This is a genomic window from Psychrobacillus sp. AK 1817 (assembly GCF_008807035.1).
In the GTDB taxonomy this organism is placed as follows: domain Bacteria; phylum Bacillota; class Bacilli; order Bacillales_A; family Planococcaceae; genus Psychrobacillus; species Psychrobacillus faecigallinarum.
Window position 1 is genome coordinate 3,833,867 of sequence record NZ_CP031739.1, and the last position, 17,038, is coordinate 3,850,904.

14 protein-coding genes and 2 other annotated features are annotated in these 17,038 nt (G+C 37.0%); of the genes, 10 read left to right on the plus strand and 4 right to left on the minus strand.

Annotation, left to right across the window (positions count from 1 at the left end):
• Positions 1 to 410: 410 nt before the first annotated feature.
• From D0S48_RS19265 to D0S48_RS19285, 5 genes are all read left to right on the plus strand, one after another.
• On the plus strand, positions 411 to 2,375 hold the full coding sequence (locus D0S48_RS19265) for a lipoteichoic acid synthase (RefSeq protein WP_151113433.1): 1,965 nt from the start codon (positions 411 to 413) through the stop codon (positions 2,373 to 2,375).
• A 238-nt stretch (positions 2,376 to 2,613) separates the two neighbouring features.
• Complete coding sequence (locus D0S48_RS19270) at positions 2,614 to 3,303, plus strand: CoA transferase subunit A (protein WP_144535204.1); 690 nt, start codon at positions 2,614 to 2,616, stop codon at positions 3,301 to 3,303.
• 13 nt (positions 3,304 to 3,316) lie between these two features.
• Entirely contained in the window at positions 3,317 to 3,970 is a 654-nt protein-coding gene (locus D0S48_RS19275; protein WP_144535206.1) for a 3-oxoacid CoA-transferase subunit B, read from the plus strand.
• A gap of 85 nt (positions 3,971 to 4,055) precedes the next feature.
• Positions 4,056 to 4,271 (plus strand) — a binding site (T-box leader).
• A gap of 98 nt (positions 4,272 to 4,369) precedes the next feature.
• A complete protein-coding gene (gene leuS / locus D0S48_RS19280; protein WP_144535208.1) occupies positions 4,370 to 6,781 on the plus strand; it encodes a leucine--tRNA ligase in 2,412 nt (803 codons plus the stop codon).
• 95 nt (positions 6,782 to 6,876) lie between these two features.
• Positions 6,877 to 7,086: a hypothetical protein gene (locus D0S48_RS19285; RefSeq protein ID WP_151113435.1), complete on the plus strand. Its 210-nt coding sequence runs from the start codon at positions 6,877 to 6,879 to the stop codon at positions 7,084 to 7,086.
• 347 nt (positions 7,087 to 7,433) lie between these two features.
• On the opposite strand, the gene D0S48_RS19290 is transcribed toward D0S48_RS19285, so the two are convergent.
• The 3 genes from D0S48_RS19290 to D0S48_RS19300 all read right to left on the minus strand — a co-directional run bounded on the left by D0S48_RS19290 (position 7,434) and on the right by D0S48_RS19300 (position 11,011).
• Positions 7,434 to 8,006: an anthranilate synthase component II gene (locus tag D0S48_RS19290; protein WP_151113437.1), complete on the minus strand. Its 573-nt coding sequence runs from the start codon at positions 8,004 to 8,006 to the stop codon at positions 7,434 to 7,436.
• The gene (gene trpE, locus D0S48_RS19295; protein WP_151113439.1) at positions 8,003 to 9,391 is read right to left on the minus strand and encodes an anthranilate synthase component I; all 1,389 of its coding nucleotides are present in this window, start codon (positions 9,389 to 9,391) and stop codon (positions 8,003 to 8,005) included. The genes D0S48_RS19290 and trpE overlap by 4 nt, the downstream gene beginning before the upstream one ends.
• Positions 9,392 to 9,456: 65 nt before the next feature.
• Positions 9,457 to 9,682 (minus strand) — a binding site (T-box leader).
• Positions 9,683 to 9,751: 69 nt separating this feature from the next.
• Complete coding sequence (locus D0S48_RS19300) at positions 9,752 to 11,011, minus strand: BaiN/RdsA family NAD(P)/FAD-dependent oxidoreductase (RefSeq protein WP_151113441.1); 1,260 nt, start codon at positions 11,009 to 11,011, stop codon at positions 9,752 to 9,754.
• Positions 11,012 to 11,114: 103 nt separating this feature from the next.
• Here D0S48_RS19300 and D0S48_RS19305 point away from each other — a divergent pair, with 103 nt between their 5' ends.
• Both D0S48_RS19305 and D0S48_RS19310 read left to right on the plus strand, forming a co-directional pair.
• Positions 11,115 to 12,740: a putative polysaccharide biosynthesis protein gene (locus D0S48_RS19305; RefSeq protein ID WP_144535218.1), complete on the plus strand. Its 1,626-nt coding sequence runs from the start codon at positions 11,115 to 11,117 to the stop codon at positions 12,738 to 12,740.
• Positions 12,741 to 13,463, plus strand: a complete 723-nt coding sequence (locus tag D0S48_RS19310; protein WP_144535220.1) for a pseudouridine synthase — start codon at positions 12,741 to 12,743, stop codon at positions 13,461 to 13,463.
• A gap of 29 nt (positions 13,464 to 13,492) precedes the next feature.
• Here the strand turns inward: D0S48_RS19310 and D0S48_RS19315 are convergent, their stop codons facing one another.
• A complete protein-coding gene (locus D0S48_RS19315) occupies positions 13,493 to 13,714 on the minus strand; it encodes a DeoR family transcriptional regulator (protein ID WP_144537096.1) in 222 nt (73 codons plus the stop codon).
• 531 nt (positions 13,715 to 14,245) lie between these two features.
• Here D0S48_RS19315 and pepV point away from each other — a divergent pair.
• The 3 genes from pepV to thpR are packed head-to-tail and all read left to right on the plus strand — an operon-like array spanning position 14,246 to position 17,036.
• Positions 14,246 to 15,637 (plus strand): dipeptidase PepV, encoded by a 1,392-nt coding sequence (gene pepV / locus D0S48_RS19320; RefSeq protein WP_151113443.1) that lies wholly within the window; start codon positions 14,246 to 14,248, stop codon positions 15,635 to 15,637.
• A 17-nt stretch (positions 15,638 to 15,654) separates the two neighbouring features.
• Positions 15,655 to 16,506, plus strand: coding sequence for a D-amino-acid transaminase (gene dat, locus D0S48_RS19325; protein WP_144535223.1), 852 nt, complete (start codon positions 15,655 to 15,657; stop codon positions 16,504 to 16,506).
• On the plus strand, positions 16,503 to 17,036 hold the full coding sequence (thpR, locus tag D0S48_RS19330) for an RNA 2',3'-cyclic phosphodiesterase (protein WP_144535225.1): 534 nt from the start codon (positions 16,503 to 16,505) through the stop codon (positions 17,034 to 17,036). The genes dat and thpR overlap by 4 nt, the downstream gene beginning before the upstream one ends.
• Positions 17,037 to 17,038: the final 2 nt, after the last annotated feature.

The window sequence follows — 17,038 nt, forward strand, 5'->3', positions numbered from 1 at the left end:
GACATAAGCAGCTCTTTTTTCTTGTTCAACTATAGTTGATAAATCTCTATTATTCGGCTTGTTAAATATATTACCCCAAAAATCAAAACCTTTTACTCCAATGGACTTTAAAATGGAGTAAGAGGTTTTTGTTAATTAATGCCAATTTAAATGTGGGTCTTCAACTAAGTATCTAATTTTTATAATCCCTTCAAATGTAAAGTCAGCACCATGAAAAGAAGTATCGATACATAATGATAAGTATCTATCTAAAGGCTATGCAAAGATAAATGCAGTAGTTTTTTTACTTGACAAAAGTCGAAGAAAGAGGTAGGTTATATTAGCTTTAGAAATTATATTAAAATTATTTTCCCCTAAATATAATATTTAATTTAAATCTTGAAATACTAGACTTATAGGAAGGTGATCAAATGGAAATTTTAAATAATAACAAGACTACCTTTTTAAACAAGTTTAGTAGTCTGTTTATTTTAGCCGTTTTCATGTTATGGATTAAAACATATATCACGCAAGTAACTCAGTTTAACTTAGGAGTAGAAGGACTCCTTCAACAATTCCTTTTATTTATAAATCCGCTGGGCTCTGCCTTGCTATTTCTTGGATTTTCTTTTGCTTTCAAAGGTCGAGGAAGATACACATTACTTGCTGTTATTTATGCTTTAATGTCCTTTCTTTTATATGCAAATGTAGTTTATTATAGATTTTTTAGTGACTTTATTACATTACCAACGATTACTCAAACGCAGAATTTTGGAGACTTAGGTGGCAGTGTTGTTTCTTTATTAAAACCCTACGATATCATGTTCTTTGTCGATGTATTTTTGTTGATTTACCTATGTGTGTCTAAAAAAATACAAAAAAATAATAGTAGAGTTGGATATAAGAAAGCAATTGCTGGGCTTGCTTTTGTAATAGGAATATTTGCATTAAATTTAGGATTAGCTAACTATGATCGTCCACAGTTATTAACTCGTGGTTTTGATAGAAACTATATTGTTAAGTATTTAGGAATGTATAACTATACTATTTATGACGCTACTGAAACTATAAAGGCATCTTCACAGAGGGCTTTAGCTGATAGCGATGATATGACAGAAGTTATTAACTATACAAAATCTATCTCTGCGGAACCTAACCCAGAATATTTTGGCGCTGCGAAGGACATGAACGTCATCTATATCCATTTGGAGTCATTCCAAAACTTTTTAATGAACTATAAATTAAACGGTGAAGAAGTTACACCATTCTTAAATTCATTAATAAAAGATCCGAATACACTATATTTTGATAATTTCTTCCATGAAACAGCACAAGGTAAAACTTCGGATGCTGAATTCATGCTTGAAAACTCATTATTTGGTTTACCGCAAGGATCTGCATTTATTACAAAAGGTCAGAATACTTATCAATCAGCTCCAGCGATTTTAAAAGAGGATGGTTATACATCTGCTGTATTCCACGGCAATAACGGCACTTTCTGGAATCGTAATGAGATTTATAAATCATTCGGCTATGAGCATTTCTTTGATGCCAATTATTATGACACAACTTCTAAAGAAGATATGGCTGAATATGGATTATTGGACAAGCCATTCTTTGAACAATCATTAGAATATGTAAAAACTTTACCTCAACCTTTCTATGCTAAATTTATTACGGTTGGGAATCATTATCCATATAAAATGAATCAAAACTTAACAACAATTGATAAAGCAGATACTGGTGATGCAAGTGTAGATGATTATTTCCAAACTGCTCGTTATGCTGATGAAGCAATTGAACAGTTCATTGGTGAATTACAAAACTCCGGCTTATATGATAACAGTATGCTTGTTTTTTATGGTGATCATTATGGTATTTCTGAAAATCATAATAAAGCCATGGAACAAATCATTGGAAAAGAAATTACTCCTTACGAAAGTACTAATTTACAACGGGTACCTTTAATTATTCACGTTCCTGGGATGCAGGGTGGAGTCAATCATACTTACGGAGGGCAAATAGACCTTCTTCCAACCTTATTACACTTACTTGGAATTGATTCACAAGATTATGTTCAATTTGGGACAGACATATTATCAAAAGAACATAACGATATAGTTCCATTCAGAAATGGTGATTATGTCAGCCCTACTATCTATTCAATTGATGAAAAATTTTATGATGCAACAACTGGTTTACCACTTGTTGATGATAATCAAATTCAAAAAGCGAATGAGTATAAGAAAAGAGTAGAAAACAGGTTGCATTTATCTGATAAAGTTGTAAATGGTGACTTATTGAGATTTTACACACCGGCAGGCTTTACTAAGGTTAATCCTTCCCAATATAATTATAATAAGGACGTAACAGAAAAAGCTGACAACGAAAAATAATAGATTTATTTAATATAATTTAATCCGATTAAAGAACAAATTCTCCAAGTGGAATTTGTTCTTTTTTTTATTCTAAAAAAATGTAATAAGAATTTTGTTACCAAAAGAAGCATTTTTAAGATTTGATATACTGTCTCGAGATGAATATATACCGTAAATAATCAAAAAGGTTTGCGGAGTAGTCCGATATTTGAGAATATAATAGGGTAGGCTGTATTTTTTGAAAGGGGATAGGGATATGAAACCGATTTATAGTTCAGCAAAAGAAGCTGTCGCAGGTATTGAAGACGGCATGACGTTAATGGTAGGCGGATTTGGATTAGTAGGTATTCCAGAGCAGCTAATTTTAGCGTTAGTTGATAAAGGGGTAAAGGATTTAACCGTAATTTCCAATAACTGTGGCGTAGATGACTGGGGCCTAGGCCTTTTACTAAAAAATAAACAGATTAAAAAAATGATAGGCTCCTATGTAGGTGAAAATAAAGAGTTTGAAAGACAAGTAATTTCAGGAGAGATTGAAGTTGAGCTCACTCCACAAGGTACTTTAGCGGAAAAAATTCGTGCCGGAGGGGCAGGAATTCCTGCATTTTTTACTCCAGCAGGTGTAGGTACAGTAGTTGCAGAGGGTAAAGAGGTACGTATTTATGACGGTAAGGAATATGTTCTTGAAGAAGCCCTTAGAGCAGATTATGCCTTGATTCGGGCGGCTAAGGCAGATAAGTTTGGTAACCTAATATACAACAAAACAGCTCAAAACTTCAATCCAATGATGGCTGCTGCTGGTTTGGTGACGATAGCAGAAGTAGAGGAAATCGTAGAGACAGGCGATTTAGATCCAGCCCAAATACATACACCAAGTATTTATGTCCAAGGTCTGTTCCAAGCAGAGCAGGAAAAAAGAATCGAACGTCTAACGACACGTTCATAAGGGGGAGATTCGGATGAATACACGTGAAAAAATTGCGAGAAGAGCAGAAAAAGAAATTGAAAATGGGAACTATGTAAATCTAGGGATTGGAATTCCTACCTTGGTTGCCAACTTTATATCTCCAGATAAGACAGTGGTGCTTCAATCAGAGAATGGACTTTTAGGCATAGGGCCATATCCAACGGAGCAAGAAGTGGATCCAGACCTTATCAATGCTGGTAAGGAAACAGTTACTACAATACCAGGGTCATCCTTCTTCTCAAGTGCTGAATCCTTTGCGATGATACGCGGAGGACATGTAGATGTTGCTATTTTAGGGGCAATGGAGGTATCCGAAAAGGGAGATTTAGCTAACTGGATGATCCCAGGTAAGATGATTAAAGGAATGGGAGGAGCGATGGATCTTGTACATGGTGCCAAGAAAATAATTGTTATTATGGACCATTGTGCGAAGGACGGCTCCGCAAAGATTAAAAAAGAATGTGCCTTGCCTCTAACTGGTAAGGCAGTTGTGAATAAAATAATAACAGAACGGGCAATGATTGAAGTAACTGAAGATGGCCTAGAGTTAAAAGAGGTATTTGAAGGGTATTCTGTTCAAGATATTATCGATGCTACTGAAGCTGGTTTAATCATCAAAGATGTAAAAGAGAATGTAGCGATTTAATTTCTCATAATATAAAATTTTTGATGAGAGTACATCTTGTGTTTTCCTTCAATATCCATTAGAATAAATGCATTACATTGAATAACAATCGACTAAGAAAAGGAATAGTAAATAACACTCGTTTCTGAAGAGAGCTAACATCTGGTGCAAGTTAGTGTAACGAATTATTGAACTCGCCTTTGAGTCTGTATAAGTGAACGATTAGTAGCTTATACCGTTTTCCGCGTTAAGGAAACAAGTTGAGTGATAATTTTTTCACTAATTTGGGTGGTACCGCGTGAGTATATCTCTCGTCCCTTAGTTTTTTAAGGGGCGAGTTTTTTTATTTGGCGCTGTTATCTTTTGGGGTTTTAAACCAATGATAGTTAGAAAGCGCCATTAACTGAAGGAGGAAGAAAGATGAGCTTTAATCATGAAGCAATTGAGCAAAAGTGGCAAAGTTATTGGAAAGAAAACAAGACATATAAAATGATTGATGATCCTTCCAAACCAAAATTTTATGCATTAGATATGTTCCCATATCCATCAGGAGTAGGTCTACACGTGGGCCATCCACTTGGATATATTGCAACAGATATTCTAAGTGCATTTAAACGTAAACAAGGCTACAATGTACTTCACCCAATGGGATGGGATGCATTCGGTCTTCCTGCAGAGCAGTATGCAATTGATACAGGTAATGATCCTGCAGAATTTACTGCAAAAAATATTGCGACGTTCAAACGTCAAATGATGGATCTTGGCTTTTCTTATGATTGGGATAGAGAAATCAATACAACCGATCCTTCCTATTACAAATGGACACAATGGATCTTCATCCAGCTTTATAAAAAGGGCTTAGCTTACGTGGATGAAGTGCCAGTAAATTGGTGTCCAGCATTAGGTACAGTTCTAGCGAATGAAGAGGTAATTGATGGCTTATCGGAACGTGGTGGGCATCCAGTAGAGCGTAGACCAATGCGTCAATGGGTTCTTCGCATTACGGCTTATGCAGATAGATTGTTGGAGGATTTAGATGATTTAGATTGGCCAGAGAGCTTGAAAGAAATGCAACGTAACTGGATTGGCCGTTCTGAAGGAGCAGAGCTAACGTTTGAAGTTGCAGGAACAAAGGAATCCTTCCAAGCATTTACGACTCGTCCAGATACTATTTTTGGCGCAACATATGCAGTATTGGCACCAGAGCATAAATTAGTGGATGCTATTACAACTCCAGAGCAGCAGGAAGCAGTTCAAGCTTATAAAGATCAAGTAAAATTGAAAAGTGATTTAGAGCGTACAGATCTTGCCAAACATAAAACTGGAGTGTTTACAGGAGCCTATGCCATCAATCCAGTTAGTGGTGAAAAAATGCCAATCTGGATCGCAGACTATGTTTTAGCAACATATGGAACAGGTGCTATCATGGCAGTTCCTGCACATGATGAGCGTGACTATGAGTTTGCTAAGCAATTCGATCTTCCGATTGTAGAAGTTGTTTCGGGTGGAAGCATTGAAGAAGCTGCTTACACAGAGGATGGCATACTTGTTAATTCGGATTTCTTAAATGGTCTTAACAAAGAAGAAGCAATCGCTAAAGCAATTGAATGGTTTGAAGCGAATGGAAAAGGCGAGAAGAAAATTACTTATCGTTTACGTGACTGGTTGTTCAGCCGTCAGCGTTATTGGGGAGAACCAATTCCGATTATCCATTGGGAAGATGGAACTTCAACACCTGTAGATGAATCAGAGCTTCCACTTATGCTACCTGTTACTACTGATATCAAGCCAAGTGGTACAGGTGAATCTCCATTAGCTAATATTGAGGAATGGGTAAATGTAGTGGACCCAGTGACTGGTAAAAAAGGACGTCGTGAAACAAATACAATGCCTCAGTGGGCAGGAAGCTGCTGGTATTATATACGCTATATCGATCCACATAATGATGAAGCACTAATTGATCCAGAGCTAGTAAAACGCTGGTTGCCAGTAGATCTTTACGTAGGTGGGGCAGAGCATGCTGTACTTCACTTGCTATATGCACGTTTCTGGCATAAATTCCTATATGATATCGGTGTTGTGACAACGAAAGAGCCATTCCAAAAATTATTTAACCAAGGAATGATCTTAGGTGAAAATCACGAGAAAATGTCTAAATCAAAAGGGAATGTAGTTAATCCTGATGATATCGTGAAGAGCCACGGAGCTGATTCACTTCGTTTATATGAAATGTTCATGGGACCTCTAGACTCTTCTAAACCATGGTCAACGAATGGTCTAGACGGCTCTCGTAGATTCTTGGATCGTATTTGGAGATTATTTGTAACAGAAGAGGGCACTCTAAGCCCGAAAGTTAGCGACACATCATCTGACAATATGGAAAAAGCGTACCACCAAACGGTTAAGAAGGTCACAGAGGATTACGAGGCAATGCACTATAACACGGCTATCTCTCAAATGATGGTATTTATTAATGAAGGATATAAAGCTGAGAAAATTTCTAAGGAATATGTAGAGGGCTTCGTGAAGCTTATTTCTCCTATTGTTCCTCATATCTCAGAGGAGCTTTGGAGCATTTTAGGCCATGATAATTCTATCGCTTATGAATCTTGGCCAACATTCGATGAATCCAAGCTTGTGGACAACGAGGTTGAAATTCCAGTACAGATCAAAGGGAAAGTTCGTGCAAAACTTGTCGTGTCTAAAGATGCAACAAAAGATGAGCTAGAAGCATTGGCATTAGCTTCTGAACAAGTTCAACAATGGATTGAAGGCAACGAAGTCAAAAAAATCATTGCAATCCCTGGTAAAATGGTAAACATCGTTATTTAATAAATAATAAAGCTGCTTAGTCTCTTATGAGAGTTAAGCAGCTTTATTTTTTTAGAAAAAACACAAACATGATGAGAGCTGAGGCGACTTGAGGGATGATTGAGACAAAACAAGAAGAGCATCACAAACGGGGTGATGGCTTATTACTATCCCACAAAAACTTCTATCTGTTTGTGCAACTTTTAACGTCGTCTCCGCAACATTTCAAGCGTTTTGTGCAAGGTTTTGCTCCATCACTGCAATGTTCCACTTCATCTGTGCAAGGTTTTGGCTCATCACCGCAAGGTTCTCGCAAATCTTCATAATTTCATTTTAACCGCAACACTTTCATCCATTGAAACGTCGTCCACTTTCTCTCAACTACACCCCACATGATTGCAGCGACAGGCGGGGACTCCTGTGGGATGAGTGAGACAGATAAGACATCACAAACGACGCGTAAGCGACGGAGATGGCTTATCGCTCACCCCACGGAAAGCGACCGCCGAAAGCGAAAATCTGCAACCTATTAATTAAACTTTTCCTGCAAACCATTTGCACTTTTCATGAAGCAATATCTTCTTTTGGAAACATGAACTTTAACAAAAGCAAACCAACAATATGAACTAAAATAATACCAAGAGCAGCTACCATCAAACTCTCCTTTCAAAGGTTAATTCAACGTATCTACAAATACTTTCATAAGCATAGTACCATGCTCTGTTCCAATAGACTCAGGGTGAAACTGAAGTCCATAAAGTGGATAGTCCCTGTGCTTTATTGCCATAATTTCATGATCATCATCAGCTCTTGCGAGAACCTCGAAACAATCTTGTAAACTATCCTCTTCAATGACAAGAGAGTGATAACGCATGACGGATATAGGGCCTTCAAACCCGTGGAACAATTCATTTTGTGTATGATGTATTGTAGATAGCTTGCCGTGCATAATTGTTTTAGCCTGCACGACATTGGCACCAAAAGCAGCACCAATCGATTGGTGACCAAGACAAATTCCAAGGATAGGGTATTTCTTATAGAATGCTTGAATAACTTCAATTGAAATACCTGCTTCAAGCGGATTACCTGGTCCAGGGGAGATGACAATTGCTTCCGGGCGAAGCTTATCTATAGCTTCAATGGTAATAGCATCATTTCTAACAATCATGACATCCTTACCAAGAATACCTAATTGCTGATAGAGATTATACGTAAAGGAATCATAATTATCTATTAGGAGTATCATCTGTGCACCTCCAAAAGTGCTTTTGCCTTGTTTAACGTTTCCTCATATTCATTTTTAGGAATGGAATCATAAACAATACCCGCACCAGCCTGCACAAATGCCTCATTATCTTTTACAACCATTGTTCTAATTGCGAGAGCGAGATCCATATCTCCTGACACTGAAATATAACCTACTGCACCAGCATAAACCCCGCGTTTCATAGGCTCCAATTCGTTTATAATTTGCATAGCTCGAATTTTTGGTGCTCCGGAAACAGTGCCCGCTGGTAAGCATGTTGCCAATACATCTAATGCGTGAGTATCTTTTGTTAAACGTCCTGTTACCTCTGAAACTATATGCATGACATACTTGTACAATTCTATTTGCATATATTTATTTACCTGAACGGTGCCAATTTCAGAAATTTTGCCTATGTCATTTCTTCCTAAGTCAACAAGCATTCGATGCTCTGCTACTTCTTTTTCATCTATTAATAAACTGGCAGCAATTTGCTTATCTTCTTCTGAGGTTTTCCCTCGCGTCTTTGTTCCTGCAATTGGATTAGTAGTGACAAATCCATTCTTTACTTTTACTAGACTCTCAGGAGAAGTACCTAAAACGATATAATCTTCGAAATCCATGTAAAACATATAAGGTGATGGATTAGAAGTTCTCAGTTGTCGATAAAGAGAGAATGGATTTCCTTTAAAAGGAGAGGAGAAGCGCTGTGAGATCACCACTTGGAATACATCTCCTTTTACAATATGTTGCTTTGCTTTCTCCACCATTTCTTTAAAGTCATCTTCTTTTATCGCTGGCTTAAATGATAGGCTAGCTCCTAACTCTCCTTGCTGTGGAGAACCCGCTTGGAGGTCTTCATAAATTATTTCAATATCCTTTTTCATATGCTCGGGAGAACGCCCACTTAAAAATAAATCAATAGCTGCGATTGTCACCTTTTGTTTTAAATGATCATAAATAAGAAAGGTATCGTAAAATAACACATGTATATCAGGCATATTTAAATCATCGGTAAGATACTCTCCGATTCGTTCGTTATAAAATGCTGTTTCATATCCAAAATAACCCAGCATTCCACCAAAAAAAGAAAAGGGATATTGTTCATTGTGTTCAGGAAGAATGGTTTTAAGTTTATCCATAATGGGTTCATGACCAACTTCTTTGTTTCCTTGTTCGTCTGTAAATACATAATTAAACTGATTGCCTTTAATTTCTGCTACAGGGTTTAGCACTATAAAAGAATAGCGTCCGCTTTCCTCGTGCTTTGCAGAGGATTCAAATAGCATTTTTTTCATTCCACGTAAGGAGTGATAAATGGAGATAGGAGTCATCATATCCCCTTGGATTTCTTTCATTTCATAGCTTCTCGTCTCAACTGTCATTTTCTACACTCTCCTCTTTCTCGACTCGGCTCATCTAAAAAAGAATACAAAAAGGCTCTCCATCCAAAAAGGACGGAGAGCCGTGGTGCCACCTTCATTGATTACTATTGTAATCCACTTGTTTGCAGCTCATAGCTGCTAGTCCTGTAACGTAGACAAACGCCAAGGCCTACTATCATTTCGGCCTTGGAACTCAGAAGCCCATTCATCATATGCTATGCACTGACTTGCACCAACCGTCAGCTCTCTAATGCATCACATATGATTACTACTCTTCGTCATCGCTCATTAAAGACCATTGTATTATAAATAGTTTCAAAATTCAATGGATTCGTATAAAATATTCCAAATTTTATCCATTTAATCTAAAATACTTTTTGCTGCACTCATGCCAGCTAGTTTTCCCGTGACAAGAGCGGAGGTAATGTTATAGCCACCTGTATAGCCGTGTATGTCTAATATTTCCCCACAAAAGTATAGGCCAGCTTTTTTCTTCGATGCCATTGTCTTTGGCTCAATCTCTTTAATAGAAACGCCGCCACCAGTGACAAAGGCTTTTTCAAGGGGCTGAGTACCATGTACCTTAACAACAAACTGCTTTAATAGATGGGCGAGGGATCTGATTTTCTCGTGGGATAGGTTTTGGCCATCTTCACTTTCTTGTATTTTTGCTTGTTCCAACAAAAACAAAAGCCATCTTTCTGGAACTAGTCCTTTCCATACATTTTTAACAGCTTTCTTAGGATCTTCCTTAATAGAAGAGAGGAGCTTTTGGAAAGTTTCTTCTTCATTTATTTCAGGTAGGCTATCAATTCTTACAGAAACTGGTCCGCCATTTTTCTTAATTTCTTTTACAACGAACTGGCTACAACGTAAAATAGCAGGACCACTTAAGCCAAAATGTGTAAAGAGCATGTCCATTTGATGTGTGATGATTGCTTTTCCTTTTTTATTTAGAACTGAAACAGCTACATCTCTAAGTGCTAGCCCTTGAAGCTCCTTAGACTTTATGAATGCCTCACTAGATAATAAAGGAACCTCTGTTGGATATAAATCGGTTACCGTATGCCCAGCTTTTTCAGCCCAAGGGTAGCCATCTCCGGTTGAGCCTGTTTGAGGAACGGCCTTTCCACCGACAGCAACAACTATAGCTCCAGCAGTTATTTCTTCGCCAGTCGCCAATCTAATTCCAATAACTTTTTCTTCATTCATTAACAGTTTAGAAACGGGAGCATTTAGCTTTATATCTACTTTTAATCTTTTTAATTCGTCAAGAAGAGCGTTCACGACATCCATTGCCTTGTTGGAAACAGGGAACATTCTACCATGGTCTTCCTCTTTTAACGGAACACCTAAGTTCTCAAAAAAGGCAATAATATCTTCATTGTTAAAGACGGAGAATGGGCTGAATAGAAATCGACCATTTCCTGGTATGTTTTTTACGATTTCCTCCTGAGGAAGTCTATTCGTGACGTTGCATCGACCTCCACCAGATATAGCAAGCTTTTTCCCTAGCTTATTCCCTTTTTCAATCAATAAAACCTTTTTGTTTTCAGCGCCAGCTGCGGCAGCGGCCATAAGTCCTGAGGGACCCCCACCGATAATAATTACGTCATACATAGTAAATTCACACTTTCATTTTTTCTTTATTATACATGATTGTAGTTTTGATGAGACAGTTGTAAACTGTAATATAGACATTTTAAAGGATTGGGCGGGTTTGATGGCATCGAATTTATTAAAAGGGACAATGATCTTAACGGTCGGTCTCTTGTTATCTAGAATTTTAGGAGTTCTTTATGTAATTCCTTTTTATCAAATTATTGGCGAGGAATACATTGCGCTTTATCAATACGCTTATACTCCTTATTCAATCATGCTGGCAATAGCTGTTTCAGGAGTACCAGTTGCAGTTTCAAAGTTTGTTTCCAAATATAATGCTCTTGGAGATTATGCTACAGGAAGGAAGCTAATGAAATCCAGTATGTTATTAATGAGTATCACTGGTTTCTTAGGATTCCTTATTCTTTTTTTCTTAGCGGATCCTATTGCACATATGATCATTAAGGATGATGAAGCAGCTTTTTCTCTTAATGATGTAGCTAGTGTGATTAAATATGTCAGCTTCGCAGTAATCGTTGTACCGCTTATGAGTTTAATAAGAGGTTTCTTCCAAGGCTATCAGCATATGACACCAACGGCGGTTTCTCAGCTTTGGGAGCAAATAGTACGTATTTTGTTCGTGTTAGCTGGAGGATTCTTTGTTGTATACATATTAAACGGAACGGAGAAGACCGCGATTTCCTTTGCGGTATTTGCTGCCTTTTTAGGAGCATTGGCCAGTCTGGGTGTTCTCTATTGGTATTGGAAAAAGCTAAAGCCAGAATTTGATTTAAAGTTAAATGATTCTGGCAGTCCTAGGTCAGATGTTTCTCTCAAAAATATATATAAAGAAATATTAATTTATACGGTACCATTTGCATTAGTCGGAGTGATTAATCCGCTATTTCAATTTATCGATATGATTACTTTTAATAGAGCGATGTCTAGCATCGGAATAAGCGGAGATATATCTAATACTTTGTTAGGGATGTTAAACTATTCAACTCATAAATTAGTGATGATTCCGGTCATGCTAGCTACCGGATTTAGTATGGCTTTAATACCTTTTATCACGAGTTATTATGCGAAACAAGATTTTGTTCAAGTAAGAAAATCATTAGACCAATCATTTCAAATATTATTATTTCTAACAGTTCCAGCAGCAATGGGAATTGCAGTATTGTCAGGTGATTTTTATCACTTGTTTTATGAGACAAGCAAAACAGGTTCTACAGTTCTTGCACATTATGCACCTGTAGCAATATTATTTGCTTTATATCCAGTAACAACTGCAATTTTGCAGGGGATAGATCGTCAAAAACTAATTATTTTAAATCTATTATTGGGTATACTTACCAAGCTATTATTGAACACACCGCTTATAAAAGCGTTTGAAACAGATGGTGCTATATTGGCAACAGCTTGTGGCTATTTAGTGGCAATAGGGTTGAATATGTTTGCGATTCGAAAAACATTGCATTATAAATCCACTATGGTGATTAGAAGAAGTATACTTATACTCATTGTTAATGCACTTATGTTAACAATAGTATTCGTTATCAAACTAGGCTTAGAGAACCTGTTTGTGATTGATAGTAAAATGGAAGCATTATTGGTCATCATGGTATGTGCTAGTATCGGAGCAGTTTTTTATGGCTACATAACTCTACGTCTTGGCTTAGCACAAAAGTTATTTGGTGAGAAGATTACGCGCTTTACGAAAAAATTAGGTTTTAAGGAGAAATAAATGCGATTAGATAAATTTCTGTCTCACATGGGATACGGTACAAGAAGTGAAGTAAAGGTACTCATCAAGTCAAAGGCAATTGAAATAAACAATACCGTTGCTAAAAATGGGTCCACGCATGTCAATGAATTAGAGGACCAAGTTTCCGTTTATGGGGAAGTGGTGGAATATAGAGAGTTCATCTATTTAATGATGAACAAGCCACCCGGGGTTGTTTCTGCAACAGAAGATTCTAGAGACCAAACTGTAATTGACCTGCTAGACGATGATGTAAGACATTTTGAGCCGTATCCCGTCGGAAGACTAGATAAGGATACAGTTGGGCTGCTTCTCTTAACAAATGACGGTGCGCTTACTCATCGGCTGTTATCTCCTAAAAAGGATGTTCCGAAAGTATATTATGCAAAAGTTGCAGGAAGAGTAACAGAATCAGACGTAGAGGCATTTAAAGAAGGAGTAATTTTAGATGATGGGTATCATACGAAGCCTGGGCATCTTCATATTTTGAAGAGTGATCAAATATCTGAAATTGAGCTGACTATCACCGAAGGAAAGTTCCATCAAGTGAAAAGGATGTTTCAGTCAGTAGATAAGGAAGTAATTTATTTAAAGAGACTTTCGATGGGGGCTTTAAAGCTAGATAATTCTCTAGAAGAAGGGTCTTACCGGGAGTTAACGACTGAGGAATTAATAAGTTTAGAACAAAAGAATGACCATGCATAAGCGTGGTCATTCTTTTTAATATAGTGAATCTAAGATGTCATTTTAACTCGTTTGTTCGTCGTGGTCCATTTGCCTCTTGTTGGACTAATGACTAGGTCATTAAACGCAAGTACATTCAAATCTCGTTGAATTGTTCGAGGAGTGATTCCAAATTCATCGACCAGATCTTGTGTTGTAACAGTTCCGTTGTCTCGGATGAACATATACATATCTTTGATTCGAGTGAGCATCCGATCAGTAGTAGGTTTCAAAAATAACCACTCCTTCATCTTGATATCTCGTGGCAAGACTAGCGGACGACTTGGGCGAAAAGCAACAGATGTATTGCAATTGACAGCCCCTTTACATTTTGGTAGTCAGAATTTTATTATCTGACAATTTAATTATAGTAGAATTACAAAGAAATTTCTATAAAAATAACTGTTTATTTACAAAAAAAACATATGAAGTTCTTCTAAGGAAGTTAAAAGAACCCATTCATGACTGGATTTTCTAATGGATTTGTCTTAATTTAAAATTATAAAAATATTAACCTTAGTACCAGAATACATCTCTAAAATAATATTGATAATCTGATAGAACAATTGAATAGTATGTTGAAATCTTTGCGATATGAAAAGAAACCAAAATTATTTTTTACTTATATGAATAGCTTAAATATGCAGTTACCGCTCTAATAATATTATTTGATAGAGGTTTAAAAAAACCTTCTTTTTGCTGTGTGTTTGAACAAATTAAGTGTAAAATAAGAAATATGCAATATACATAGGAGGATATAATAAATGAACTGGTTAGACCTAGCAGAACAAAAAAAGCCTGAGATCATTAAAGAGTTACAGGCATTAATCCAAATCCCTAGCGTTTTAGACGAAAAGGAAGCTACAGAAGAAGCTCCTTTTGGTATAAAGCCACTTGAGGCGCTTCAACATATGTTAAATGAGGGTAACAAAGAAGGCTTTCTTACGAAAAATATAGACAATATGGCTGGTCACATTGAAATGGGTAGTGGAGAGGAACTAGTAGGAATTCTTTGTCATGTTGATGTAGTTCCGGAAGGACAGGGCTGGACTTACCCACCATTCGAAGGTGTTGTTGCTGATGATCGTATCTATGGTAGAGGAGCAATAGATGATAAAGGTCCAACTATTGCAGCATGGATGGCAATGAAACTAGTTAAGGAAGCTGGTATCGAGCTTTCAAAACGTGTGAGACTAATTATTGGTTCTGATGAAGAAAGCGGATTCCGATGTGTTGATCGCTATTTCGAAAAAGAGGAGATGCCTGACCTAGGCTTTGCTCCAGATGCAGACTTTCCAATTATTAATGCAGAAAAGGGGATTGCTAATTTAATCTTCTCTCAAACGGGTTCTTCCGAAACAGAAACAATTCAATTTTTCCAAGCCGGAAAGCGCACAAATATGGTGCCGGATGAAGCGTTTGCATTTATTTTTGGCGGAGCTCATTCTATTAAAGAAAAATTTAATGCTTTTGCAAGTGAACATGGTATTACTGGAGAGGTATTGCCAGAAGGGCCAGTCGTGAAAGTATTGGTTCGTGGAAAATCTGCTCATGCTATGGAGCCAGATCAAGGAGTGAATGCAGGGGTTTTTCTAGCTAAATTCCTATTAACATTATCTTTAACACCACATTCCAAAGCATTCTGTGAATTTCTTGTAATGGCTTTTGGTGACGAAAGCAGAGGTCGTGCATTGGGCTTAGACTATGCGGATGAAGTTTCTGGTGAAACTACATTAAATGCTGGGGTTATTCATTATGCACCTGCTCAAGGCTCATGCACACAAGTAAGCCTACGCTATTCTGTTAGCTACCCGTTTGAGGAAAAAGTAGGAGCTTGTAGAGAAAAGCTACAAAATAGTGGTGTTACATTAGATTTAAGCTCTAACTCTACACCACATTTTGTCGATAATGAGGATGTACTGATTCAATCTCTTCAAAAGGTATACGAGCGTCAAACGGGAGAAAAAGCAGAACTATTATCTATTGGTGGAGGAACATACGCACGAGTACTGAAAAAAGGTGTAGCATTTGGAATGTTATTCCCTGGTAGACCAGATGTAGCACATCAAGTGGATGAATATGTAGATATTGAAGATTTAATAAAAGCAACGGCCATTTATGCAGATGCAATTGTAGAGCTTGCTGGGAAAAAATAAGGAGAGGATGATAGAACATGACTAAAATTTTATGGAATGATCAAATCGTAGAGGAAAAAGAGGTAAAAATCGGCTTTGAGGATCGTGGTTATCAATTCGGAGATGGAATTTATGAAGTGATTAAAATTTATAATGGTGATTTGTTTACAGCAACAGAGCATATCGATCGTCTTTACGCAAGTGCAGACAAAATTCAATTAGTCATGCCTTATACAAAAGATAAATTACATCAATTGATGCACGAACTAATTGAAACGAATGAGCTTCAAAATGGTCAAATTTATCTTCAAGTAACACGTGGAAATAGTCCTCGTATTCATAACTTTCCTAACCCAGCAGTAAGCTCTGTACTGACTGCTTATACAAAAGAAACGACTCGTCCTCTTGCTCAACTAGAAAGTGGCGTAAAGGCTTGTTTTGTAGAGGATATCCGTTGGTTGAGATGTGATATTAAGTCATTGAATCTACTTGGGAATGTACTTGCTAAACAAGAGGCTGTTACAAAAGATTGTTTTGAAGCAATTTTACATCGCGGAGAGACGGTGACAGAAGGATCATCGTCTAATATGTATGGAATAAAAGATGGTGTCTTGTATACACATCCAGTTAGCAACCTGATTTTAAATGGTATAACAAGAAAAGTTATATTAGATTGCTGTGAAGAAATTGGATTACCGATAGTGGAAAAAGCAATGACTAAAGAGGAAACATTGCAAATGGATGAATTTATCATGTCATCTACTAACGCTGAGGTTATGCCGATTATTTCGATTGATGATAAAGCTATCGGCGATGGAAAACCTGGAGAATTTACAAGAAAACTTCAGAAGGCTTTTGAACAAAAGATTCCCTCCACTCTACAAGTATGAACACACATTATTTCATAGGAATCAAAGTACCTGAGATGGTTGGAAGATCTCTCATAAAGGCAAGGGCGACAACAAATATGCATAGAACACATAAAACGTTGCCCCTTGCAGAGGATCTCCATATCACATTAGCTTACTTGGCTGCTGTCGATGAAAATGTATTAAAGGACTTAATAGCATCTTTGAATCAAATTAAGTGGGATGCCTTTTCTTTAACTACAGATGGACTAGCTCATTTTGGTAACGATGAAACTCCTAGAGTTGTATTCGTTGCCTTAGAAGAAAAAGATGAGTTAATGAAACTGCAGCAGGCAATTGTTCAAAAGGTTTTGAATTTTTTAGAGTTAAATATTTCTAAGGACTTCCATGCACATATAACACTGGCTAAAAAGTGGATGTCAAAAGAAAAATGTGTCTATGATTCATTTGATCTGGAAAAACAGTCTTTTGAAGTCCGTGATTTTATCATCTACAAAATAAATCCAGCGAGTACTCCACGTTACGAACATTTTGCAAGAATAAACGTGTGATA